Source organism: Gilliamella sp. G0441, assembly GCF_050589305.1.
In the GTDB taxonomy this organism is placed as follows: Bacteria; Pseudomonadota; Gammaproteobacteria; order Enterobacterales; family Orbaceae; genus Gilliamella.
In genome coordinates this window covers 69,476-93,275 of the sequence record NZ_JBNRJF010000004.1, presented here as the reverse complement: position 1 = coordinate 93,275, position 23,800 = coordinate 69,476, and the positions used below count along the sequence as shown (strand labels likewise).

Sequence of the window (23,800 nt, the reverse complement as noted above, 5' to 3'; positions counted from 1 at the left end):
AGAGGAAATTAGAATTGGTAAATTAAACCAACACCCAATACATCTTTTGTACCTGGATTATTAACTTTCTTATGACTACGATTTTTAACTGTATTCATTTCAGCACCAATGTCTTTATGGTCAAGTAGATTAAATTTATATTCTACAATAGCGCTGAAATTTTTATTAAGATCATAAGTAGCACCTACAGACACGTATTTAGCCATTGGTGAACTGCTGTCTCTGTTATAAAGTTTATGACTCGCTTCAGACACATATCCACTACGAATTTTATGATTCACATAAGCTAAAGAAGGTGTTAAACGACCAACTTCTAACTCGATACCATACTGAGCAACTAATTCAAAACCTTTAATTTTGATATCAGCATCTTCACCATGGCGATTGATATATCCATTTTTCAGTTTACTTTGGAAATAGTTAGCACCTAAGTATAAATTATAGTTATCATACTTGACACCTGTTGCCCAAGTACTATGACGTGAATCTTTAACAGTTGATTGTGCATAACCAGCACCAGCAGTTAAGCCTGTATCAAATAAACGCCATTCTAAATTTGCACCATATGCTTCACGGCTATTATTACCTTTTTCATAACCTACAACGTTATCATCCTCATCAAGAATCGGGATAGCTTTGATAGAGTCTAAAGAAAGTGAATTATCGCCATTATCAGCATATTGTAATGCAAAGCTAATGTCATCGTATAAACCAAATAAGTTATTATTACGGTAAGTCGCTACAGCTTTAGTACGAGCAGAAAGCACGTTCCAAGTATTGTTAGCTGCATCACCACCAAATTGTGGTAACACGTCAGTATATGCAGTGATAGCTTTTAATACGCCGTCGTTACGACCGTAATCGAAAGAACCTAAATCACCAAAATTTAATCCAGCAAATGCATAACGTACTTCATTGCTAGAATCTTTACCTGCTTTAGCTTCATATTCCCAACGACCATAGCCAGATAACCAGTCAGTAATTTGAGTTTGACCAGACATACCTAAACGAGCAGATGTATCATCACCTTCACCAGCTTGACCACGATCAGTGATGTTATTTGCTGCTTTTACTCGACCGTAAAAGTCAACTTTGTTGCCATCTTTATTCCAAACTTCGATAGATGCATTTGCGCCAGCAGCAGCTAAAAGTGCTGGAATAGCGATTGCTAATAGATTACGTTTCATTTCTTACCCTCATGGTTGTTTTTTTAAAAGACACTTCATAAAAAAATGAGTGACTATTTTTGTACAATGATTATTCATCCAAAAATAATATTTCTATTATTTTCATCTACTTTTTACAGTACCGTAAATTATGTATAAAAATTTTTTAAAAGCAAGTGAACTTTTCGTTAATTATGATGTCTAATAACTAAAATTAGCTCGTTTGCCTATTATTTATACATTTTTTGCTTTTTACTTAATTTGCGATTTATCATAACTGCCAAAAATTGTTACCTAATTTTATTCGGTTAAAAATTTGCATTTCGTGGTGTTCTTGGGAATGGAATGACATCCCTTACGTTTTGTACACCTGTGACATAAACAATTAAGCGCTCAAATCCAAGACCGAATCCAGAATGAGGAACAGTACCATATCGACGTAAATCACGGTACCACCAATAATCTTCTTTTTTAAGCCCCATTTCGTCCATGCGCTTATCTAACATATCTAAACGCTCTTCACGTTGCGATCCGCCAATGATTTCGCCAATACCTGGCGCTAACACATCCATTGCAGCCACAGTTTTACCATCGTCATTCATACGCATATAAAATGCTTTGATATCTTTTGGATAATTTTTAACAACGACTGGCGCTTTAAAATGTTGTTCAGCTAAATAACGCTCATGTTCTGATGCTAAATCGATTCCCCAACTCACTGGATTTTCAAATTTGGCATCACAGTTTTGTAAAATAGTAATGGCATCGGTGTAATCAACTTGAGCAAAATCGGCATTAATAAAGTTTTCTAAACGATTAATTGCCTCTTTATCGATATGCTGAGCAAAAAATTGCATATCATCAGCACGTTTTTCAAGTACGGTTTTAAACACAAACTTCAACATATCTTCTGCAAGTTTTGCATTATCATTTAAATCAGCAAACGCAACTTCAGGTTCCATCATCCAAAATTCAGCTAAATGACGCGTTGTATTGGAATTTTCAGCTCTAAATGTTGGCCCAAAAGTATAAACTTTAGACAATGCACAAGCGTAGGTTTCTGCATTTAATTGCCCTGATACCGTTAAAAAAGCTTCTTTTCCGAAAAAATCTTTATCAAAATCGACTTTCCCCTTGTCTGTTTTAGGCAGATTTAACATATCAAGAGTGGAGACTCGGAACATTTCACCTGCACCTTCAGTATCTGATGCGGTAATAATTGGCGTAGAAAGCCAAAAAAAGCCTCGTTCATCAAAAAACTGGTGAATGGCTTGCGCTAATGTATGACGCACACGAGTAATCGCGCCAACAATATTGGTTCTTGCTCTTAAATGAGCAACTTCTCGCAAATATTCAATTGAATGACGTTTAGCAGCCATTGGGTACGTTTCAGGATCATCAACAAAGCCATAAACCTCAACTTGTGTTGCTTGTAGCTCGTATTTTTGTCCTTGTCCCGGAGATTCAACAACTTTACCCGTTACTTTAACTGAGCAGCCTGCCGTTAACCGTAAAATATCTTGTTCATAATTTGGCAGATCTTTTTCTATAACAGCTTGAATAGGATCAAAGCATGAGCCATCATAAACAGCTAGAAATGAAATACCGGCTTTCGAATCACGGCGCGTTCTTACCCAGCCTTGAACAGAAATAGTGCTACCAACAGCAATTTTGCCTTGTAACACATCAACAATAGGAGCAACTGAATTCATTTTAATTATCCATCTCTATATTAATTAAGTTAAATAGTATTAAAAATAATACAAGTATATTCTAAATGCCACTTAGTTACCTAACTTTAGTCTCAGTTGGCATTAAATTAAATTTTTAAATAAAACATTTATAATTTGATTCACGTTTTTTATAAAAATAAGTTTAATGATTAACGTTAAACGTTCTTTTTAATTCATTAATAAAAGCTAAATCTTGCGATATTGTTTTACCTGGACTGTCTGACAATTTTGCAACAGACTGATTATTGCATTGCGTCAATTTCAATACGATATTTAAGGCTTTGGTATTTGCTTCAGTAGACGGTATATCACACGCCAAAAAGCCCCCGATACCAAAAGACAATTTTACTCGATGATGAAAATGTTGATAAATCTTTATCGCTTTGTCAAAAGTTAAACTATCGGAAAATACTAACATTTTTGTTTTAGGATCAATCCCTAATTGTTGGTAATGAGCAATCGCCTTTTCACCCCATTCAATCGAATCACCCGAATCATGGCGTAATCCTTGATAGTGATTAGCAAAGTAAGTATCAAAATCACGCAAAAATGCGTCCATGGTAATACAGTCTGTTAGGGCTACCCCCAAATCTTGAGGATATTCCTCTAACCAAATCTTAAGCGCTGTTTTTTGGCAATCTTGCAAAGTTGGGGTTAATCGCTGATGAGCTTGAAACCATTCATGTGCTTGAGTACCAACAGGAGTAAGTCCTAGTCGATAAGCCAGTAAATAGTTACTGGTACTATGAAAATTGTCAAAATGGTTTTTTAGGTAATCGACAACAGCAGATTGTACGGCAAATGAGTAACGCCTTCGGGTTCCAAAATCCATTAAATTAAAGCCCGACATATCCATATTTGCAGTTTGCTCGTTAAATCTTGTCAATTTATTTTTGAGTTGGGCTATAGCTTCTGACACGCCAATATTAGGAGAACGATCTCTATGTGCTATTTCGCTAATAACTGCCAGTAATGGGACTTCCCATAAAATTACGTCCAGCCACTTTCCTTCAATTCTTATATCAAGTCTTCCTTCTCGATTAGTTATCGTCAATAATTGACTATTAAAACGCCAATTCTTGAGCCAGTTTAAATAATCAGATTTAAAAAAGGAGATGCCAGATAGATATTGAAATTCATCATCGGAAAGCGTTAATGATTCCATTAATTTGACTTGATGTTTTATTTCATCAGCATATTGACCTAATAAATCATCACTTCTACAACGAAACTCCGCAACGACGGTGATATCTGGGTAATGATGAAAAACGGCTTGCTGCATATGCAACTTATAAGCATCAGTATCTAAGATTGATGTAATTATAGCTGGTAACATGTCTTTTTATTGTTAATACTCTAAAAAAATTCTAGAGATTATAGCAGAATAATATTGAAGATATAGATTAAATATATAATAACCTATCTTCATTAGGCTATAATATTAATAACAAACCAGATTAAATAATATAACCTAACTATACTCAAAAGAATTAATTAAACATCATCAATAACGATAAGTGCAGTTGTGAAAATCATGCAATATTTATCGAATTTTAATTATTTATAAAAATAAAAGGCACAATAACTATGACAACGAATAATACCAAAACACAACCAACTGCAAAGTATCGACTGGACTATAAAGCACCCGATTTTACCATTACGGATATCGATCTTGATTTTAACTTATCCGCACAAATCACAACAGTCACGGCTCGAAGCCATATTATACAAAAAAATGCTAAAGCCTCAGACTTAGTTTTAGATGGAGAAGACTTAACATTAATCGCTATCAATATCGATGAACAGCCTTGGCAGGATTATCACATTACCGACTCAGGCATTATTATTCATAATGTTCCATCAGATGAATTTACACTAACCATCGTCAATGAAATAAAACCAATTGATAACACTGCACTAGAAGGATTGTATGTTTCCGGAGAAGCACTTTGTACACAATGTGAAGCTGAAGGATTTCGTCATATCACATACTATTTAGATAGACCCGATGTTTTAGCGCGTTTTTCAACTCGTATTACCGCCAATAAACAACAATACCCATATCTGCTTTCTAATGGTAACCGCATTGCACAAGGGGAACTTTCAGACGGTCGTCATTGGGTACAATGGCAAGATCCATTTCCTAAACCCGCCTACTTGTTTGCATTGGTTGCTGGAGATTTTGATATTCTTAAAGATCAGTTTATAACTCGTTCAAACCGTAAAGTTGATCTGGAGATTTATGTTGATAAAGGCAATTTAGATCGTTCACATTGGGCAATGACCAGTTTAAAAAATGCTATGCGCTGGGATGAAACTCGTTTTGGATTAGAATATGACTTAGATATTTTTATGATTGTTGCCGTTGACTTTTTTAATATGGGCGCAATGGAAAACAAAGGTCTGAATATTTTCAACTCAAAATATGTTCTTGCCAAACCAGAAACGGCCACTGATGATGATTATTTAGGTATCGAAAGTGTTATTGGTCACGAATACTTTCATAATTGGACAGGCAATCGTGTTACTTGTCGTGATTGGTTTCAACTTAGCTTAAAAGAAGGTTTGACGGTTTTTCGTGATCAAGAGTTCAGCGCGGATATGGGCTCTAGAGCCGTTAAGCGAATTGATGATGTTAAAATCTTGCGTAGTGTCCAATTTGCTGAAGATGCAAGTCCGATGTCTCATCCTATTCGTCCTGATCAAGTCATAGAAATGAATAATTTCTATACGGTGACTGTGTACGAAAAAGGGGCTGAAGTGATACGAATGATGCATACCTTGTTAGGCGAAGATAAGTTTCAAGCTGGCATGAAACGCTATTTTGAACGTCATGACGGAAGTGCAGCAACTTGCGATGACTTTGTCGCTGCTATGCAAGATGCTTCAGGCATTGATTTAACACAATTCAAATTATGGTACAACCAATCAGGTACACCAGAATTAACCATTACAGATAGCTATGATGAAAAAAGCAAACACTATTATTTAACTATCGAACAAAACACGCCTGCAACCTTAGATCAAGCTGAAAAGAAAGCTTTGCATATACCTGTTGATATTGAATTATATCAACATAACGGCGAAATCATTAAACTTGAGCATAACCAACTGCCAATTCATCACGTTTTAAATTTAACACAAGCAAAACAACAATTTGTTTTCGATAACGTGAATGAAAAACCGATTATTTCATTATTACGTGATTTTTCTGCACCGGTAAAAATGACCTATGATTATCAAGATAATGATTTGATTTTTTTGATGCAACATGCAACCAATGCTTTTAGTCGTTATGATGCTGCGCAAATGCTATTAATTAAATATATTCGGGCAAATGTTAAAAATTATCAAGATAATCGACAACTAAGCCTTCCTGATTCAGTTATCGATGCATTTAGAGCAATATTATTATCCGAATCAACAGATCCCTCTCTTATTGCCCAAATCATCACTTTACCTTCGGAAAATGAACTAGCCAATTTATTTAGTGTCGTTGACCCAATAGCCATCTATCAAGTCCGCCTGTTTTTATTAACGTGTTTTGGTAATGCACTTTATGATGAATTAACCGCAGTTTACCGTCACAATAAAATTGAAAATTATCTGATTAAACATGAAGATATTGCTAAGCGCTCATTAAAAAATGCCTGTTTGATGCTTTTAGCCCATGCCGATGAGAAATCACAAGCAAATCATCTGGTTCATCAACAATATTATCAAGCAGACAATATGACAGATACCATCGCTGCATTAACGGTTGCTGTTAAAGCTCAGCTTGATTGTCATCAAGAACTTTTAGCCGATTTTGATAATAAATGGCATCAAGACGGATTAGTGATGGATAAGTGGTTAGCTTTGAATGCATCGAGTCCAGAAAAAAATGCACTTTCAACGGTGAAAAAACTTTTAACTCATCGATCCTTTTCGCTCAGTAATCCCAATCGGATTCGCGCTTTAATCGGTGCTTTTGTTAATAATAATCCTGTAGCTTTCCATGCAACTGATGGGAGTGGATATCGATTTTTAGTCGAAATATTAATGGAATTAAATCAAAAAAATCCGCAGGTTGCGGCAAGATTGATCGATCCATTAATAAGATTAAAACGTTATGACCAACAACGTCAGCAACAAATGCGTCAAGCACTTGAAACCTTATTAAAACTGGAGCATTTATCAAAAGATTTATATGAAAAAATTAGCAAAGCTTTAGCTGCATAATACTCAACACATCATCCTGTTTCCCTCGAACGGGATGATGTTAAAATTATTTGAAACTTGATATGTTTTTGCTTTATATTCAGACACAAATAAAACATCAAACTTTTTAACATTACTTAACAGTATTAGAAATCATGATCAACATAAAATCTATTACACCGACAGAACTTGCAGAAAAATTAAATCAGAAACATCCTCTGTTTTTACTTGATGTACGAGAATCTAATGAAGTAGCAATATGCCACCTTGAAAATTCCATCCATATTCCAATGAATCTTATCCCACTTTATTTAGATAAAATACCCGATGAAATCGACATTGTACTTTACTGTCACCACGGAGTACGTAGCCTAAATGTAGCCAACTATTTAGCTGAAAATGGTTTTGATACTGATTATCTTTATAATCTTAGTGGTGGGGTTGATGCTTGGGCATTAACCGTTGATACGCAAATGACAAGATATTAAATGCCCGCCTTCACAACGGGCACATTTCGAATTTTACTCTTGTGGCATCACCCAATAACCATTTTGATTGTGGGCTTGCATATAATCCTTAAATTGTTGGGATTGATAAATACGTTTGACATCCTGCGCCCATTGACTGTTTTCATTACCTTCATTCACCACAACCATAATTTCTAAATCGGGGACAATGGTTTCCAAAAGCAATGCTTTGCTTGAATCAATGTTGGCCGAATAAACTATACTCCCCGGAATGACAGCAAAATCAAGCTCATTAAGAACTCTTGGAATATTCGCCGAATCCATTTCGATAATATCGATGCCCTCTAAATTTTCAGCGATATCATTTTTACTCGCTAAAATAGGATTCGTATTCTCTTTCAATTTAATCCATCCTGCTTTTTCAAGTAAATTATAAGAACGTGCAGCATTTGAAGCATCTTGAGGAATCGCCACTTTAGCCCCTGAAAAAACCTTATCTAATGATTGATACTTATTAGAGAAAATCGCCGCGGGTACCGATGGCACATGCACAACTGGCTTTAAATTAGCTTTGCGTTGGGCATTAAATACATTCATATAAGCAGTATGCTGTGCAACGGTTAAATCAATGCTTCCTTCACTCAATGCCACATCTGATTCTAATAAATGTGGAAAATTAACCAATTTAACTTTATATCCTTCTGATTCAAGAATAGGTTTTACCGCATCTCTAAAAAGATCATTATATGGACCGGGTGATACCCCCATACTAATCTCTTTTTTGGTTTGATTATTAGCTTGTTTTGAGGAATTATCGCAAGCGCTCATTAAACATGCAGAACTAAATAAAACCACAATAGCAATATGTTGTAAGAATTTATGTTTGATAAAACCATTTTTCATTTGAGTTACCCTTTATCGGCTATCGACATTTGTTTTACTCTAGCACAGAAATAATGGTTTATTTATTCCAAGTTATTCTATCTTATAACTTTTTGGAATAAGATATAAAAAACGATTATTAGGTTGAAAAATTAAGCTGTGCTAACGTTAAAAACATCTCATAATCATTTTTTGGATTTACTATGCATCAGCCCATTGCACAAACTATTCATCAGCTTTTTGTTACATTACATCAAAATCCTGAGCTTTCAAATCAAGAATTCGAAACGACTAAAATATTGAAAACGTATTTAGAAAAAGCAAACATTAAAATAATAGAATTAGGTGCTAAAACGGGGGTCATTGCCGAAATTGGAACAGGCTCACCTATTCTGGCTTTACGAGCTGATATTGATGCGTTACCTATCCATGAACAAACAAATTGTGATTATCGTTCCCAAAATAAAAATGTTATGCACGCTTGTGGGCATGATGTACATGCATCAATTTTAATGGGAGCGGCTTATCTTTTAAAAGAACACGAAAAAGATTTAACAGGTACCATTCGTTTACTATTCCAACCTGCAGAAGAAAACTTTAGTGGAGCCCTACAATTTATTAAAATTGGGGCATTAAAAGGGGTAGATGCCATACTCGGTTTACACAACAACCCTAATTTAACCATTAATCAAATGGCATCACGAGCTGGCCCTTTTTCAGCTAATGTTGATCGCATTGAAATTACCATAACCGGTGTTGGAGCACATGCAGCAAGACCTGAATCGGGTATTGATCCTATTGTTATTGGTGCACAAATTGTAAACGCCATACAAACTATTTCAAGTCGTTCTGTAAGTGGTCTTGATGCTGTAATTGTCAGCATTACTAAATTTGAAGGTGGAAATACTTGGAACGTGATACCTGAAAAGGTTGAAATGGAAGGCACGGTAAGAACCCTCACGCCAAAAATAAGAACTAAAGTCAAACAGCAGCTAGCTTCGATTATTGAAAATATTGCTATTGCAATGGGCGCAAAAGCTGAATTAAAATGGTTTGAAGGCCCTCCTTCAATCATAAATGTAGAAAATTGGGTCGAGCTTGCAAAAAATATTGCAAGACAAGAAGGTTACGAAATCATTGATTTTCAGCCTCAATTAGGCGGTGAAGATTTTGCCCATTATCTACATCATGTACCGGGCGCATTTATTAACCTTGGTTCTCAAAGCCCTTATGCACTTCACCACCCTAAATTTCACATTAATCCTGACATGATAACACCTGCTGCAAACTATTTAGCTAAACTTGCCAAGCAAGCACTTATTCAATTAGAACAAAGTAAATAGGGACGCAAGAATGATTAGATTTGAAAATGTATCCAAGCAATATGAGCGAAACGGCATCACTACTCAAGCCTTAGACAAGATCAACTTAACCATTGATAAAGGGGATATTTTTGGCATCATTGGTTATAGTGGTGCAGGCAAAAGCACTTTAGTTCGCTTAATTAATTACCTTGAAAAACCGACACAAGGTCAAGTGATCGTACAAAATCAAATTTTAAATCAACTATCCAGTTCTGATTTACGCCAAGTTAGGCGAAAGATCGGCATGATATTTCAGCACTTTAATTTACTTGAATCAAAAACCGTTTATGAAAATATTGCTATTCCTTTAATTCTAATCAAAAAAGATAAACATACAATTAAACAAAAAGTAAATGAATTATTAGAATTTGTTGGATTAAGTGATAAAGCAAATAGTTATCCTAAAGAGCTGTCTGGCGGACAAAAACAGCGAATCGGCATAGCAAGAGCATTAGCTAACGATCCGGATATTTTACTCTGTGATGAGGCGACTTCGGCACTTGATCCTCAAACTACACGAGCAATCTTAGATTTAATCAAAAAAATCAATGAAAAATATAAAATAACGGTAGTTTTAATCACTCACGAAATGCATGTTATTGAACAAATTTGCCATAAGGTTGCCGTAATGGAAAAAGGCAAAATTATAGAACATGGTAACGTACTGGATGTGTTTGGACACCCACAACATCAAACAACTCAAAATTTTGTTAACTCCGTTATTAACAATCAAATTCCAAAGGGTGTAGTTGAAAATTTGTTAGAAGTAGAAGGTAAAAAAGACAATATTAAACTATTTAAACTTGAATTTTTAGGACGTTCAGCCTCAGAACCCGTTATCAATTCGCTTATTTTAAAACAAATTGTTGTGGTTAACATTTTATTTGCCCATATGTCAGAAATTGAAAAAACAGTTTTAGGCAGTATGTTTATTCAGTTAAAAGGTAACGATAGCAATATCCAAGAAGCTGTACAATTCCTTCGAAAACATGGCGTGCAAGTCACTGAAATAAACCACTGGGAGGAAAACTAAATGCAATTTTTCACCAATATCCTTGAATACTTCAAAACTAATTTATCAACAACGGTCACATTAGATCAATTTCTACAGGCATGCTACGAAACATTTTATATGGTGTTTTTCGCTTTAATATTGGGTTCCTTAATTGGTATTTCACTCGGTGTTTGTTTAGTGACAACTCGCCCAGGAGGATTACTTGAAAATAACCGAATATACCGGATCATCAATCCTATTATAAACTTAGTTCGTTCACTCCCTTTTATAATATTATTAGTGGCAATTGTCCCTTTTACTAAATTTATCGTTGGTAGTTCGATTGGTACAACAGCAGCTATCGTGCCTTTAACTTTTTATGTAGCGCCTTATATTGCTCGACTAGTTGAAAATTCTTTACTGGAAGTAAACAGTGGCATTATTGAAGCCGCAGAATCAATGGGAGCAACACCAATTCAGATCATTTGGTATTTCATATTACCTGAAGCTTTCAGTTCATTGATCTTGACCTTAACTACTGCAACTATCGGTTTAATTGGAGCAACCGCAATGGCGGGTGCGGTTGGCGCAGGTGGAATTGGTGATTTAGCCATTTCATATGGTTATCAACGTTTTGATACCACTGTCACTTACATTTGTGTAATCATTTTGGTTATTGTCATTCAATGCGTACAAAGTACTGGAAATTTCCTAGCCCGCAAAGCTCGGCATGAATAAAAACAATTTTTAGATGTTTTATTTTATGCAATTAAAATATAATGTTAACTGAATTTATCATAACAACTTGAAATAATGGCTGTGCTATTTAAAAACAATCATCTTTTTTTATGAATTTAATCGATTAATATTCAGTAATTTTTAATTAAAAAATGCTTTTTATTTTAATTATTCTCATAATTCAAAGATTAACAATATATTAAATAGATTTCATTATTCTTCATTATCAAGTAAAATAACGTTAATTTTAATTAAGGTAGTGTAGGAATCATTGTGACTGACACATTACAAGAAAATTTGGTCGAAATTCACGATATGTCATTTTATCGAGGAACAAGACCAATTTATAAAAATATGAGTTTGAATGTTCCAAAAGGCAAAGTGACAGCGATTATGGGACCGTCGGGAATAGGTAAAACCACACTACTACGCTTGATTGGTGGTCAATTGAAACCGCAATCAGGTAGAATTTTTTTTGATGGTGAAAATATTCCTAGCATGTCTCGCTCCAGACTTTATGAAGTGCGTAAACGCATGAGTATGCTATTCCAATCTGGTGCATTATTTACCGATCTTTCTGTTTTTGACAATGTAGCTTATCCAATTCGTGAACACCTCGATTTACCTGAACCTGTTTTACATAATTTAGTATTAATGAAATTACAATCAGTAGGACTTCGTGGAGCAGCTCATATGATGCCTTCAGAATTATCTGGCGGTATGGCAAGGCGAGCCGCTTTAGCCAGAGCAATAGCTCTTGACCCTGATTTAATCATGTTTGATGAACCTTTTGCCGGGCAAGACCCAATCTCAATGGGTGTCATTGTCAAATTAATCTCAGAAATCAATCAGTCGCTTGGATTAACCTGTATTGTTGTCAGCCATGATGTTAATGAAGTACTCAGTATTGCCGATTATGCTTATATTGTTGCTGAACAACACATTATTGCAGGCGGAACATCACAACAATTACGCGAAAATGACGACTTGCGTGTAAAACAATTTCTTGAAGGCTTAGCTGATGGACCGGTACCTTTTCATTATCCCGCAGATGATTATAAATTAGACCTAAGTCGAGGTATAAAATAATGTTTAATTTACTTGAAAAAATGGGAAAATGGTTAATTGACCTTATTGCTCTGATTGGTCGTTCAGGAATGATGCTATTTGGAGCGCTAATTGGTCGTCCACAATTTGCTAAGCAATTCCCGTTACTGGTCAAACAATTTTACTTTGTGGGTGTACAATCTTTAACGATTATTATCGTATCCGGACTTTTTATTGGTATGGTACTCGCTTTACAAGGTTATTTTATCTTGACCACTTTTGGTGCTGAAGCGAGTTTAGGTATGATGGTTGCACTCGCTTTATTACGTGAGCTTGGTCCCGTTGTTGCCGGATTGTTATTTGCTGGACGTGCCGGCTCTGCTTTAACAGCTGAAATAGGTCTGATGAAAGCAACAGAACAACTATCAAGCATGGAAATGATGGCAGTCGATCCATTACGGCGCATTATTGCACCCCGTTTCTGGGCTGGATTTTTTTCTATGCCGTTTTTAACGGCTATTTTTGTCGCTGTCGGTATTTTAGGCGGTGTTTTAGTTGGTGTAGATTGGAAAGGCATTGATGCTGGATTTTTTTGGTCTTCAATTCAAAGTAATGTTGACTGGTGGCATGATTTAGGCAACTGTTTTGTCAAAAGTTTTGCCTTTGCAATTGCCAGCACTTGGATTGCTCTTTTTAATGGTTACGATTGCGTACCAACATCAGAAGGAATTAGTCGAGCAACTACTAACACAGTTGTTTATTCATCATTAGTTATTTTGGGGTTAGATTTTATTTTAACCGCATTAATGTTTAGTCATTGAGGTCATTAAACATGAGTCGTAAAGTCGAAATTACAGTTGGATTATTTATGGTACTAGTCATTTGCTCGGTACTTTTTTTATGTTTTCGCGTTACCGATCCTACATCTTTTACCAGCCACAATTCATATCGAGTATATGCCGTATTTGATAATATCGGCGGATTAAAAGTTAGATCACCAATTAAAATTGGTGGAGTAGTAATAGGAAGAATAAGCAATATTAGCCTAAACGCGTCAGGAAACGATGTTTATAAACCTTATGTAACAATGGATATCGATAGTCAATATAATAAAATTCCAAGTTCTAGTTCATTATCAATAAAAACTTCGGGTTTATTAGGGGAACAATTTATTGATATCAATTTTGGGCTAGATCAATCAACAGAGTTCGATATTGATTCATTAGATGCAACTGATACCACAACAACCACAGCTCATAAAGATAACAAACCACCTTATTTTCAAGAAGGGTTTGTCGTTAGTAATACAAAACCAGCAATGGTATTAGAAGATCTAATAGGTCAATTTCTTTATAGTATGGGTGATTCATCAAATAAGGAAAAGAATCAAAACTCACAAGATGTAAATGAAAAATAAGGAGTCATTATGTTAACCAAATTCAAGCAAACTATTTTTTTAGTATTCGCATTAGTATTTAGTGTTTCAGCCTTTGCTGAAAATAATCCCTATGACGAAATGAAAGTAGCAGCTGATAAAATTTTTAGCACCATAAAATCACAACAATCAACAATAAAAACAAATCCAAATAAGTTGAAAGATATAGTCAGATCAGATCTATTGCCTTATGTACAAGTTAAATATGCTGGCGCACTAATTTTAGGTAACGTTTACAAAGAAGCAAGTATTGCTCAACGTACTGCCTATTTTGATGCTTTTGAAAACTATTTAGTTCAAGCTTTCGCACAAGCATTATCCATGTATAATGGTCAAACTTATCAAGTTGAAAAAGCTAAAGATCTTACTGGAAAAACATTAATTTCAATTCGTGTATTATTAAATCAACCAGATAAAGGTCAACAACCATTACGTATTGATTTTCAGTGGCGAAAAAATTCTGTAACAGGAGAGTGGAAAGCTTACGATTTAATTGCCGAAGGGGTAAGTATGATCACGACTAAGCAAAATGAGTGGTCAACAATTTTACGTCAAAATGGTATCGATGCATTAACTAAACAATTGAACGATCTTTCCAAACGTAATATTGATCCAAATGAAAAACCAAAAGGCTAATTAATCATGTCGCGAATAACAACCGAAAAGCAACAAGATATATTATACCTAAAGGGTGAGCTTGATGCTCACTCCTTAAATGATGTATGGTCAATACAAAATACATTATTAAAAGATGTAAAAAAAATTGATGTGGCACAACTTATTCGTGTTGACTCTTCGGGACTTGCCACATTAGTTTATTTCTGTAACAAATATTCCGTCACACTAGATAGCGTTAATCCGCAATTACAAACATTAATTGCACTCTATGATTTACAACCAGTTATACAGGAATAAATGACGCTTATCTTTATCAGAAAGACAAACTAAGATAATATTAATATATTCAACCCCAAAATCATTCAAAAAATGAGTTTCAACAATGGACAAACAGCAGATAATAGATAAATTAAAAAGTTCACTCGATCTCGAAGAAGTGCATGTCATGACTAATGATGGTAGTCATTTTCAGGTCATTGCTATTGGTGAATTATTTGCAGATCTAAGCAGAGTAAAAAAGCAACAAGCAATTTATGCCCCCTTAGCAGAATTTATTAATGACAATCGTATTCATGCTTTATCAATTAAAACCTATACTCCAACAGAATGGCAACGTGAGCGGAAATTAATGGGATTATAGTTATCCTATCCATTGTAATGATGGATTTATGGCTATTTCCATAACCTGATATTTAATAAAACAACAATATCATTGTACAAAGGTATCACAAAATGACAAACCCATTACTAATAGATGCACCACTCCCTTTATTTTCAAAAATTAAGCCTGAACATGTTTTACCTGCAATACAAGAGGCTTTAAAAAATTGTCGTCATACAATTGAAACCGTATTAACTAAAAATAGTCAATATACCTGGGATAATCTCATCCAGCCTATCGATGAAATGGATGAAAAATTTAGTCGAGCATGGTCTCCCGTTAGCCACCTTAATTCTGTAAAAAACAGCCCTCAACTGAGAGAGGCTTATGAAGCTTGTTTGCCATTATTATCAGAATACAGCACATGGGTTGGACAACATAAACCGCTTTATCAAGCCTACAAACAGATTAAAGAAAGTGAAGAGTATACCAAACTAACTAAAGCGCAAAAAAAGGTGATCGATAACGCATTACGTGACTTTGAGTTATCCGGAATCGGATTACCTGAAGATAAACAAAAGCGCTATGGTGAAATCGTTGCTAAACTTTCAGAACTCTCCTCCAAATATAGTAATAATGTTTTAGATGCGACCATGGGGTGGACTAAATTAATCACAAATTTAGATGATCTTTCAGGCATGCCAGAAAGTGCATTAGCCGCAGCTAAAGAGCAAGCCAAAGCCAAAGGTCAAGAAGGCTGGTTACTCACCCTTGATATCCCAAGTTATTTACCTATTATGACTTACTGTGATAATCGTGATCTGCGTTTTGAGCTTTATCAAGCTTATAATACAAGAGCATCAGACCAAGGACCCAACGCAGGTAAATGGGATAATACTGAAATAATAAAACAAATTTTATCATTGCGTGATGAGCTAGCACATTTATTAGGCTTTGAGACTTATGCTGATAAATCCTTGGCAACTAAAATGGCTGAATCTACACAGCAAGTCATCGAATTTTTAACTGATTTAGCAAGTAAGGCAAAACCGCAAGGCGAAAAAGAACTCGCCGATTTAAAACGATATGCTTACGAATTTTTTGGCGCTAGTGATATTAAACCTTGGGACATAGCTTATTACAGTGAAAAACAAAAACAATATCTTTATACCATCAATGATGAAGAGTTGCGCCCTTATTTCCCAGAGCAAACTGTTATAAATGGTCTATTTGAAGTTGTTCATCGTGTATTTGGCATTACGGCAAAACAACGACAAGGGGTCGAAGTTTGGGATCCTGAAGTTAAATTTTATGACCTTTATAATACAGATGGTGAATTAAAAGGTAGCTTTTACCTTGACTTATATGCTCGTGAACATAAACGAGGCGGCGCATGGATGGATGATTGTATTGGTCGTATGCGTTTTGCTGATGGTCACGTGCAAAAACCAGTTGCTTATTTAACCTGCAATTTTAACCGCCCTATTGGCGATAAATCTGCACTATTCACACATAATGAAGTCACAACGCTATTTCATGAGTTTGGACATGGACTTCATCATATGCTGACTGAAATTGATGTCTCTTCTGTTGCAGGAATCAATGGTGTGCCATGGGATGCAGTTGAATTACCAAGCCAATTTCTAGAAAACTGGTGCTGGGAACCCGAAGCATTAGCGTTTATTTCTGGACATTATGAAACAGGTGAACCTTTACCTGCTGAAATGCTTGAAAAAATGTTAGATGCTAAAAATTATCAAGCAGCGCTATTTATTTTACGTCAGTTAGAGTTTGGACTGTTTGATTTTAAACTTCATAGTCAAAAAGATCCTGATATTTTAGAAACATTAAAGCAAGTTCGAGAATTAGTCGCTGTGGTACCAACTGTTGAATGGGGGCGATTCCCTCATGCCTTTAGCCATATCTTTGCTGGAGGTTATGCTGCGGGTTATTATAGTTACCTTTGGGCTGAAGTATTATCTGCTGACGCCTTTTCTCGTTTTGAAGAAGAAGGCATTTTCAATACGAAAACGGGAAATGCTTTCCTTGATAATATTTTATCGCAAGGTGGAAGCGATGAACCTATGACACTGTTCAAAAACTTCCGAGGTCGTGAACCCCAACTAGAGGCTTTACTTCGTCACTATGGTATCCACTAGTACTCATTCTGCTCAGCTAAGCCAATTAGCTGAGCAGTGGTTATCCACACATGCAGATCTTCCATTTGTCCTACTTAATCAACATGATCAGCTAGCGTTACAAAAAACAGATGAGCCTAAATTAGGTGCCATCTCTGTTGATTTTACCTCTGGCGCCATGGCGCATCGCCGTCAATTTGGCGGAGGACGCGGTGAAGCGATAGCAAAAGCTGTTGGGGTAAAAGGTGATTACTTACCTACCGTCGTGGATGCAACGGCTGGGCTTGGACGTGATGCATTCGTATTAGCGGCTGTAGGTTGTCATGTCACCATGTTTGAAAGACATCCTGTCGTTGCGGCTTTGTTAGACGATGGTCTACAACGTGCCTATCAAGATCCCAATATTGGTAGTTGGCTACAGCAGCATTTACATCTTATCTATCATTCGAGTATTACTGGACTTGAGTCCTATCCAGAAAAACCAGATGTTGTCTACCTTGACCCGATGTTTCCACATCGTCAAAAAAGTGCGCTAGTCAAAAAAGAAATGCGTATTTTTCAACAATTGGTGGGGAGTGATAGTGATGCTGATAGTCTACTTGAACCGGCAAGGCGCTTAGCTAAAAAACGGGTTGTCGTAAAAAGACCGGATTCTGCACCTTTTCTAGCCAATGAAAAACCAACCGCAGAAATTAAAACCAAAAATCACCGATTTGATATATATACCCCTGTCAGTGCACTATAGGAATGTTAATATTATGCGATTAGATAAATTTCTCGCTCACCATTTAGGCATTAGCCGTACAATCGTCAATAAGGAATTAAAAGCCAAAAAAGTTACCGTCGATGGTGAGATCATAAAATCAGGGGCTTATCAACTTAGTCCGGAACAACTTGTCGAATACGATGGTTATGAAATCATCCCTATCACACAAAACCGCTACTTTATGTTGAATAAACCTCAAGGCTATGTCTGCTCGACGGATGATCCTGATCATCCAACAATTCTCTATTTTATTGATGAACCCATGTCTGAAAAACTTCATGCAGCGGGACGATTGGATCTTGATACGACTGGACTTGTGTTATTAACTGATGACGGTCAGTGGTCACATCGCATTACGTCTCCTAAACACCATTGCGAAAAAGTTTATCAAGTGACGGTTGAACACCCATTAACCGATAATTTAATTGAAATATTTCACAATGGTATCCAGTTAAAAAGTGAAAAAACACTGACAAAACCCGCTAAACTCACAATCATCGATGAATATCATGCGGAGTTAGCCATTAGCGAAGGACGTTATCATCAAGTTAAACGGATGTTTGCGGCGGTAAACAATCATGTTACTGCCTTGCATCGCAAACAAATTGGCAATATTATTCTCGATGTTCCTGAAGGCGAATATCGTCCGCTTACGGAAGATGAGATTGAATCATTTTGTTAATAGCCAATATAAAACCGTCATTAACTGGTGAATTTAATGATCAAGCAAAATTAAACGTGCCATTATTATCAAAGAGTGACAAGTTAATAACTTATGAAAGCAAACAATCCATGAAGGAATCGCTACGTGCAGCCCTATGACAAACCAGTAGAGATCAACATCTCGAAAAAAGCACTTATTTTTATTCTTGGATTATTATCTATGTTAATGCCACTATCCATAGATATGTACTTACCAAGTATGCCAACCATCGCCGAAAATTTTCATGTTTCTGATGCAACTGTGCAGCTCACCATTAGTTGTTATTTATTGGGATTTTCATTTGGTCAACTCATTTTTGGTCCTTTAACTGATAGCTATGGGCGCCGTTATGTCTTAATTTTTGGGTTAATTATTTTCATATTAGCTTCTATAAGTTGTGGAATTGCGGCCAACATTCATCAATTGATTACGGCTCGATTTTTTCATGGTATAGCTGCTGCCACAACAGCTATCGTTGTGAATGCATTAATGAAAGACATTTATCGTGATCGTGATGAGTTTTCTAAAATGATGTCTTTTGTTATGTTAATCTCAAATGTCGCTCCGCTACTTGCGCCGATTATTGGCGGATTTGTACTATATTGGTTTAATTGGCAAGCCAATTTTTTTGCCCTTGGGTTAATTGCATTGTTGTGTTTGGTATTCGTTTTTACGGCTATTCCTGAAACATTAAGTCAATCCAAACGAGATAAATTTAGTTTAACGCGTATTCTCAGTAATTTCATAACGTTATTTCGGCATAGACAAGTATTGACGTATATGATGATCGGCGCATTTTCAGGTGCTGGATTATTCTCATTTCTTAGTTTAGGGCCATTTGTCTATATGAACTTGCATGGTGTCGAATCGATTCATTTTGGTTATTATTTTGCCCTCAATATTACCGTAATGATTATAATGAATACGATTAATAGCCGTTTTGTTCGCCGTGTCGGTTCAATCAAAATGATGCAATTTGGGCTTTTAATTCAATTTATCATGGCTATCGCACTTGCAGTGGTAACAATAACAGATTTAGGCTTTATCTACTTAGTTATCTGTGTAGCAGGTTATATTGGTTGTATATCAACGATTGGTGGAAACAGTATGGCGGTGGTGTTGGATTTCTATTCTCATATTGCAGGCACGGCATCTTCGCTGGCTGGCACACTTCGATTTGCGGTAGCGGGGGCTATTGGTGTAATCCTTTCTAGTTTAGTCTCTAATCATACGACAGCAACCGTCAATCATAATATGAGTGAATGGTTTATGGTTGGTTCAATGGTAATTTGTAATTTTACTGCCGTCATTTTATTTTTGAGCATAAAATCTTTTAGAAGGAATGAACAATGATCTATCAATTGGGTGATTTAAAACCACAAATTCATCAATGCTGTTTTATAGCTAATTCGGCGGATATCATTGGCAATGTAGTTTTAGAAGAAGGTGTTTCAATTTGGTTTAATGCCGTTTTACGAGGTGATATCGCTCCTATTCACATTGGCAAAAATAGCAATATACAAGATAATTCAACGATACATATTGAAAAGAATATTCCGTGTATCGTGGGTGAAAACGTCACCGTTGGACATAACGTTATTCTTCATAGTTGTATCATTGAAAATAATGTTCTAATTGGCATGGGCAGTACCATATTGAATGGTGCTAAAATTGCCAAAAACTGTTTAGTTGGCGCTAATTCTCTTGTTACCCATAGTCTGCCCTATGAAGAAGGTTGTTTAATTCTTGGCTCACCAGCTAAAATTGTACGTAAATTAACTGAAGCCGAAATCGCAACCAATATTGAAAATGCACAACATTATGTACAAAATGGCGAAAGATTCAATAAAACACTCTATATTATCGATTAATCGTAGCCCAATAAATTGTGATTTAAACATATTCACTCTGTGAGATATTGCAATTTATGGTAAAATGCCAACCATTTACTGCGATATTTTTAAGGTACATGTTTGAAAAAGCAAAAAATCACAGGAAAACAGATAATAATTGAACTTATCCTACTTGCGATAATAGGATTATCTGTTTGCTTGTTTTTATCACTATCTACTTATAACTCATCGGATCCTGGTTGGTCACGTACGGCTTGGCATTACCCGATCAGTAATTTCGGCGGTTTGATTGGTGCTTATCTATCCGATATTTTGTTCCAATTTCTAGGCTATATTGCATTTAGTTTACCTGTCATCATTGCATTTATTTGCATACAGTTAGTTGGTTATTTTTATCGAAGTGCTAACGAACCAATAAATTATTTCAGTATCTCTTTTCGGATAATTGGCATTTTAGCCTTCGTTTTTAGTAGTACGGGTTTTTTTGCATTAAATATTAGTGATCCAAGCGAATTTGAAGCTGGTGGTTATCTTGGTTCAATCGTCATAGAAAATCTTTTACCTATGATGAATAACTTTGGCCTTTCTTTGATTCTTCTTGCTGTTTGTTTTGCATGTGTTACTTTATTAACGGGTCTATCTTGGCTTTACATAATTGAAAAACTTGGTGCTTTTATTATGTTTTTGCTTACACCTATGAAATGGTTATTACTGTCTCGTGGTGTCAATCACCTTAATCAAACAGATACTGAACATAGAACTCAAAAATTACCTAACGATCAAGAGCCCCAAATCACAATGTCAATCAATTCAAATAGTAGTCAATTAGATACTATGGATGATTTTCAAACAAATATTAACATTGAAAATATTGAACCAACATCAGGCACAACCATTAATAAAACAACTGATAGTTCGATAGCATCTTTAGCCGCTAACGATAATGAACAACTCATAAAAACAGCTGCTGAGCTACTACAAACACTGGAAACAACTTCGAAACAAACTCAACCATCCGCCTTAAAATCTGGTAAAAAGAGTAGTACTGAACTTAATCAAAGTGATATCTTAGCTCGAATGGAACTGATTTTGAAAAATATCAATGAACAACAAAATCAAGACCAAATAATTCAAACTGTCGGTGAAGACACACTCACTAAAGAGCCTGCATTAACAGAACCTTTCGAAGAAGATAAATACACGATCACCGATGCGCCGAGCAAACCGTTATTTACCTTAACGCATAATGCGCACGAAGCTAATCCTGATAGTCCAATCGTTGCAACACAAGATGAACTAACGAGAGAAATATCATATTTCAAAGAAATAAATACACCTTATAACACAAAAGTTGAAACTCAGCATAATTTTGAGGTTGAAAACCAAGTAACACAACCACCTGAAGATGTCGATATAGACATTCTTAAACAAGAAAACCCAATTATAGATGACATTTATCCAGAAGAGGTAAGGCTAGAGGAGACTCAAGTACACACTTTAACTTTGCGTGATAGTGACAGCGAAGAGGAAGAAAATGATGATGGAGAAAGTTTGATTCACCCATTATTAAGACGTGATGATAAACCACTACCAAAACCAACTACACCGCTACCGTCATTAAACTTACTTACTGCACCACCAACAGCACGCATTGAAGTGGATCATGCAGCCTTAAATGCGATGTCAGAATTGATCGAAAAAAGCCTTTCTGACTATCGAGTCAAAGCGAAAGTTGTCGATTATATGCCGGGGCCGGTTATTACTCGTTTTGAAATTGAACTTGCACCGGGTATCAAAGCTGCTCGTATTTCTACGCTAGATCGGGATTTGGCACGCTCGCTTTCAATGCCATCTGTACGTGTGGTAGAAGTCATTCCAGGCAAACCTTATGTTGGCATAGAGTTACCGAATAAAAATCGACAAACAGTCTACTTTAGAGAAGTTTTAGACAGCCCACAATTTAGAAATGCCCAATCGCCACTTACGGTTGTGTTAGGTAAAGATATCTCAGGGCAATCTGTGGTTGCCGATTTAGCAAAAATGCCACATTTATTGGTTGCTGGTACCACAGGGTCAGGTAAATCCGTTGGTGTCAATGCCATGATTTTAAGCATCTTATATAAATCATCGCCAGAAGATGTTCGCTTTATTATGATTGACCCTAAAATGCTTGAGCTGTCAATTTATGAAGGGATCCCGCATCTATTAACACAAGTCGTCACCGATATGAAAGACGCCGCTAACGCCCTTAATTGGTGTGTTAATGAGATGGAAAAGCGTTACCGACTTATGTCAGTTTTAGGTGTACGTAATATTGCTGGTTATAATGAAAAAATTAAACAAGCTGAAGAAATGGGTAGACCGATTCCCGATCCACTTTGGAAACCAACCGACAGTATGGATCTCAATATGCCGACATTGGAAAAATTACCTTATATTGTCGTCATGGTTGATGAGTTTGCCGATCTTATCATGGCGGTGGGTAAAAAAGTCGAAGAATTGATTGCAAGGCTTGCTCAAAAAGCACGGGCTGCTGGTATTCACCTTGTATTAGCCACGCAACGTCCATCCGTGGATGTAATTACAGGTTTAATCAAAGCCAACATCCCTACGCGTATCGCTTTTACGGTATCGAGTAAAATAGACTCACGCACTATTTTGGATCAAATGGGGGCTGAATCGTTACTTGGTATGGGGGATATGCTATATCTTGCGCCGAATAGTTCAATTCCGATTCGTGTTCATGGTGCGTTTGTCCGTGATGAAGAAGTCCATGCGGTCGTTCAAGATTGGAAAGCACGTGGTACGCCAAAATACATTGAAAATGTCACCGTAGCCACCGATGACGGCGAAAGCGGTAGTTCAGATAGTCTGGACGAAGAGCTGGATCCCCTATTCGATCAGGTTGTGGAATTTGTTGTTGAAACTCGCCGAGCTTCAATTTCAAGCGTTCAACGAAAATTTAGAATTGGTTACAACCGAGCAGCAAGAATTGTGGAGCAAATGGAAGTTGAAGGCATAATCAGTGCGCCTAGCCACAATGGAAATCGTGAAGTACTTGCTACATCATCGCATAATGATTACTAGTTCTT

Annotated in this window: 21 protein-coding genes; 17 read left to right on the top strand and 4 right to left on the bottom strand. The window is 36.1% G+C overall.

The annotated features are described in order from the left end of the window. Nucleotides 1–8: 8 nt before the first annotated feature. The 3 genes from ACKJXD_RS05150 to pncB form a co-directional block, all read right to left on the bottom strand. Nucleotides 9–1,187, bottom strand: coding sequence for a porin (locus tag ACKJXD_RS05150; protein WP_430875717.1), 1,179 nt, complete (start codon nt 1,185–1,187; stop codon nt 9–11). Nucleotides 1,188–1,474: 287 nt separating this feature from the next. Beyond that, nucleotides 1,475–2,878, bottom strand: a complete 1,404-nt coding sequence (gene asnS / locus ACKJXD_RS05145) for an asparagine--tRNA ligase (protein WP_430875716.1) — start codon at nt 2,876–2,878, stop codon at nt 1,475–1,477. Nucleotides 2,879–3,041: 163 nt separating this feature from the next. Continuing rightward, entirely contained in the window at nt 3,042–4,235 is a 1,194-nt protein-coding gene (gene pncB, locus ACKJXD_RS05140; RefSeq protein ID WP_430875715.1) for a nicotinate phosphoribosyltransferase, read from the bottom strand. Nucleotides 4,236–4,486: 251 nt separating this feature from the next. Between pncB and pepN the strand changes: the two genes are divergently transcribed. Together pepN and ACKJXD_RS05130 are read left to right on the top strand one after the other, a co-directional pair. Then, entirely contained in the window at nt 4,487–7,123 is a 2,637-nt protein-coding gene (pepN, locus tag ACKJXD_RS05135) for an aminopeptidase N (RefSeq protein WP_430875714.1), read from the top strand. Nucleotides 7,124–7,260: 137 nt separating this feature from the next. Next, the gene (locus ACKJXD_RS05130) at nt 7,261–7,590 is read left to right on the top strand and encodes a rhodanese-like domain-containing protein (RefSeq protein ID WP_430875781.1); all 330 of its coding nucleotides are present in this window, start codon (nt 7,261–7,263) and stop codon (nt 7,588–7,590) included. A gap of 33 nt (nt 7,591–7,623) precedes the next feature. Here ACKJXD_RS05130 and ACKJXD_RS05125 read toward each other — a convergent pair whose 3' ends face one another. Beyond that, on the bottom strand, nt 7,624–8,472 hold the full coding sequence (locus tag ACKJXD_RS05125) for a MetQ/NlpA family ABC transporter substrate-binding protein (RefSeq protein WP_411589905.1): 849 nt from the start codon (nt 8,470–8,472) through the stop codon (nt 7,624–7,626). A 182-nt stretch (nt 8,473–8,654) separates the two neighbouring features. On the opposite strand from ACKJXD_RS05125, the gene ACKJXD_RS05120 reads away from it, so the two are divergent. The 15 genes from ACKJXD_RS05120 to ACKJXD_RS05050 all read left to right on the top strand — a co-directional run bounded on the left by ACKJXD_RS05120 (nt 8,655) and on the right by ACKJXD_RS05050 (nt 23,795). Next, on the top strand, nt 8,655–9,794 hold the full coding sequence (locus ACKJXD_RS05120) for an amidohydrolase (RefSeq protein ID WP_430875713.1): 1,140 nt from the start codon (nt 8,655–8,657) through the stop codon (nt 9,792–9,794). Nucleotides 9,795–9,804: 10 nt separating this feature from the next. Further along, on the top strand, nt 9,805–10,848 hold the full coding sequence (locus ACKJXD_RS05115; protein WP_430875712.1) for a methionine ABC transporter ATP-binding protein: 1,044 nt from the start codon (nt 9,805–9,807) through the stop codon (nt 10,846–10,848). Continuing rightward, nucleotides 10,849–11,547 carry a methionine ABC transporter permease gene (locus ACKJXD_RS05110; RefSeq protein WP_220216615.1) on the top strand — a complete coding sequence of 233 codons (699 nt, stop codon included), beginning with the start codon at nt 10,849–10,851 and terminating at the stop codon, nt 11,545–11,547. It abuts the gene before it with no gap. Between the two features lie 273 nt (nt 11,548–11,820). After that, entirely contained in the window at nt 11,821–12,636 is an 816-nt protein-coding gene (mlaF, locus tag ACKJXD_RS05105; protein WP_220216614.1) for a phospholipid ABC transporter ATP-binding protein MlaF, read from the top strand. After that, nucleotides 12,636–13,415 (top strand): lipid asymmetry maintenance ABC transporter permease subunit MlaE, encoded by a 780-nt coding sequence (gene mlaE, locus ACKJXD_RS05100; protein ID WP_220216613.1) that lies wholly within the window; start codon nt 12,636–12,638, stop codon nt 13,413–13,415. The genes mlaF and mlaE overlap by 1 nt, the downstream gene beginning before the upstream one ends. 11 nt (nt 13,416–13,426) lie before the next feature. After that, nucleotides 13,427–14,011: an outer membrane lipid asymmetry maintenance protein MlaD gene (gene mlaD / locus ACKJXD_RS05095; protein WP_294825901.1), complete on the top strand. Its 585-nt coding sequence runs from the start codon at nt 13,427–13,429 to the stop codon at nt 14,009–14,011. 9 nt (nt 14,012–14,020) lie between these two features. Beyond that, nucleotides 14,021–14,665, top strand: coding sequence for a phospholipid-binding protein MlaC (gene mlaC, locus ACKJXD_RS05090; RefSeq protein ID WP_220216611.1), 645 nt, complete (start codon nt 14,021–14,023; stop codon nt 14,663–14,665). Nucleotides 14,666–14,671: 6 nt separating this feature from the next. Beyond that, the gene (locus tag ACKJXD_RS05085; protein WP_220216610.1) at nt 14,672–14,944 is read left to right on the top strand and encodes a hypothetical protein; all 273 of its coding nucleotides are present in this window, start codon (nt 14,672–14,674) and stop codon (nt 14,942–14,944) included. An 85-nt stretch (nt 14,945–15,029) separates the two neighbouring features. Beyond that, on the top strand, nt 15,030–15,287 hold the full coding sequence (locus ACKJXD_RS05080) for a BolA family protein (protein ID WP_220216609.1): 258 nt from the start codon (nt 15,030–15,032) through the stop codon (nt 15,285–15,287). Nucleotides 15,288–15,379: 92 nt separating this feature from the next. Next, a complete protein-coding gene (gene prlC / locus ACKJXD_RS05075; protein ID WP_430875711.1) occupies nt 15,380–17,407 on the top strand; it encodes an oligopeptidase A in 2,028 nt (675 codons plus the stop codon). Continuing rightward, nucleotides 17,394–18,131: a class I SAM-dependent methyltransferase gene (locus ACKJXD_RS05070; RefSeq protein ID WP_430875710.1), complete on the top strand. Its 738-nt coding sequence runs from the start codon at nt 17,394–17,396 to the stop codon at nt 18,129–18,131. The genes prlC and ACKJXD_RS05070 overlap by 14 nt, the downstream gene beginning before the upstream one ends. A 13-nt stretch (nt 18,132–18,144) precedes the next feature. After that, nucleotides 18,145–18,834, top strand: a complete 690-nt coding sequence (gene rsuA, locus ACKJXD_RS05065; protein ID WP_220216606.1) for a 16S rRNA pseudouridine(516) synthase RsuA — start codon at nt 18,145–18,147, stop codon at nt 18,832–18,834. A gap of 126 nt (nt 18,835–18,960) precedes the next feature. Beyond that, on the top strand, nt 18,961–20,208 hold the full coding sequence (locus ACKJXD_RS05060) for a Bcr/CflA family multidrug efflux MFS transporter (protein WP_430875709.1): 1,248 nt from the start codon (nt 18,961–18,963) through the stop codon (nt 20,206–20,208). Further along, a complete protein-coding gene (locus ACKJXD_RS05055; protein WP_430875708.1) occupies nt 20,205–20,726 on the top strand; it encodes a gamma carbonic anhydrase family protein in 522 nt (173 codons plus the stop codon). Before ACKJXD_RS05060 ends, ACKJXD_RS05055 begins: the two co-directional genes overlap by 4 nt. Nucleotides 20,727–20,828: 102 nt before the next feature. Next, on the top strand, nt 20,829–23,795 hold the full coding sequence (locus tag ACKJXD_RS05050) for a DNA translocase FtsK 4TM domain-containing protein (protein ID WP_430875707.1): 2,967 nt from the start codon (nt 20,829–20,831) through the stop codon (nt 23,793–23,795). The last annotated feature ends 5 nt before the right edge of the window (nt 23,796–23,800 follow it).

Coding starts and splice junctions, on each gene's coding strand:
- ACKJXD_RS05150 (WP_430875717.1), bottom strand. CDS start 1,187: ATGAAACGTAATCTATTAGCAATCGCTATTCCAGCACTTTTAGCTGCT.
- asnS (WP_430875716.1), bottom strand. CDS start 2,878: ATGAATTCAGTTGCTCCTATTGTTGATGTGTTACAAGGCAAAATTGCT.
- pncB (WP_430875715.1), bottom strand. CDS start 4,235: ATGTTACCAGCTATAATTACATCAATCTTAGATACTGATGCTTATAAG.
- pepN (WP_430875714.1), top strand. CDS start 4,487: ATGACAACGAATAATACCAAAACACAACCAACTGCAAAGTATCGACTG.
- ACKJXD_RS05125 (WP_411589905.1), bottom strand. CDS start 8,472: ATGAAAAATGGTTTTATCAAACATAAATTCTTACAACATATTGCTATT.
- ACKJXD_RS05120 (WP_430875713.1), top strand. CDS start 8,655: ATGCATCAGCCCATTGCACAAACTATTCATCAGCTTTTTGTTACATTA.
- ACKJXD_RS05115 (WP_430875712.1), top strand. CDS start 9,805: ATGATTAGATTTGAAAATGTATCCAAGCAATATGAGCGAAACGGCATC.
- ACKJXD_RS05110 (WP_220216615.1), top strand. CDS start 10,849: ATGCAATTTTTCACCAATATCCTTGAATACTTCAAAACTAATTTATCA.
- mlaE (WP_220216613.1), top strand. CDS start 12,636: ATGTTTAATTTACTTGAAAAAATGGGAAAATGGTTAATTGACCTTATT.
- mlaD (WP_294825901.1), top strand. CDS start 13,427: ATGAGTCGTAAAGTCGAAATTACAGTTGGATTATTTATGGTACTAGTC.
- mlaC (WP_220216611.1), top strand. CDS start 14,021: ATGTTAACCAAATTCAAGCAAACTATTTTTTTAGTATTCGCATTAGTA.
- ACKJXD_RS05085 (WP_220216610.1), top strand. CDS start 14,672: ATGTCGCGAATAACAACCGAAAAGCAACAAGATATATTATACCTAAAG.
- ACKJXD_RS05080 (WP_220216609.1), top strand. CDS start 15,030: ATGGACAAACAGCAGATAATAGATAAATTAAAAAGTTCACTCGATCTC.
- prlC (WP_430875711.1), top strand. CDS start 15,380: ATGACAAACCCATTACTAATAGATGCACCACTCCCTTTATTTTCAAAA.
- ACKJXD_RS05070 (WP_430875710.1), top strand. CDS start 17,394: ATGGTATCCACTAGTACTCATTCTGCTCAGCTAAGCCAATTAGCTGAG.
- rsuA (WP_220216606.1), top strand. CDS start 18,145: ATGCGATTAGATAAATTTCTCGCTCACCATTTAGGCATTAGCCGTACA.
- ACKJXD_RS05055 (WP_430875708.1), top strand. CDS start 20,205: ATGATCTATCAATTGGGTGATTTAAAACCACAAATTCATCAATGCTGT.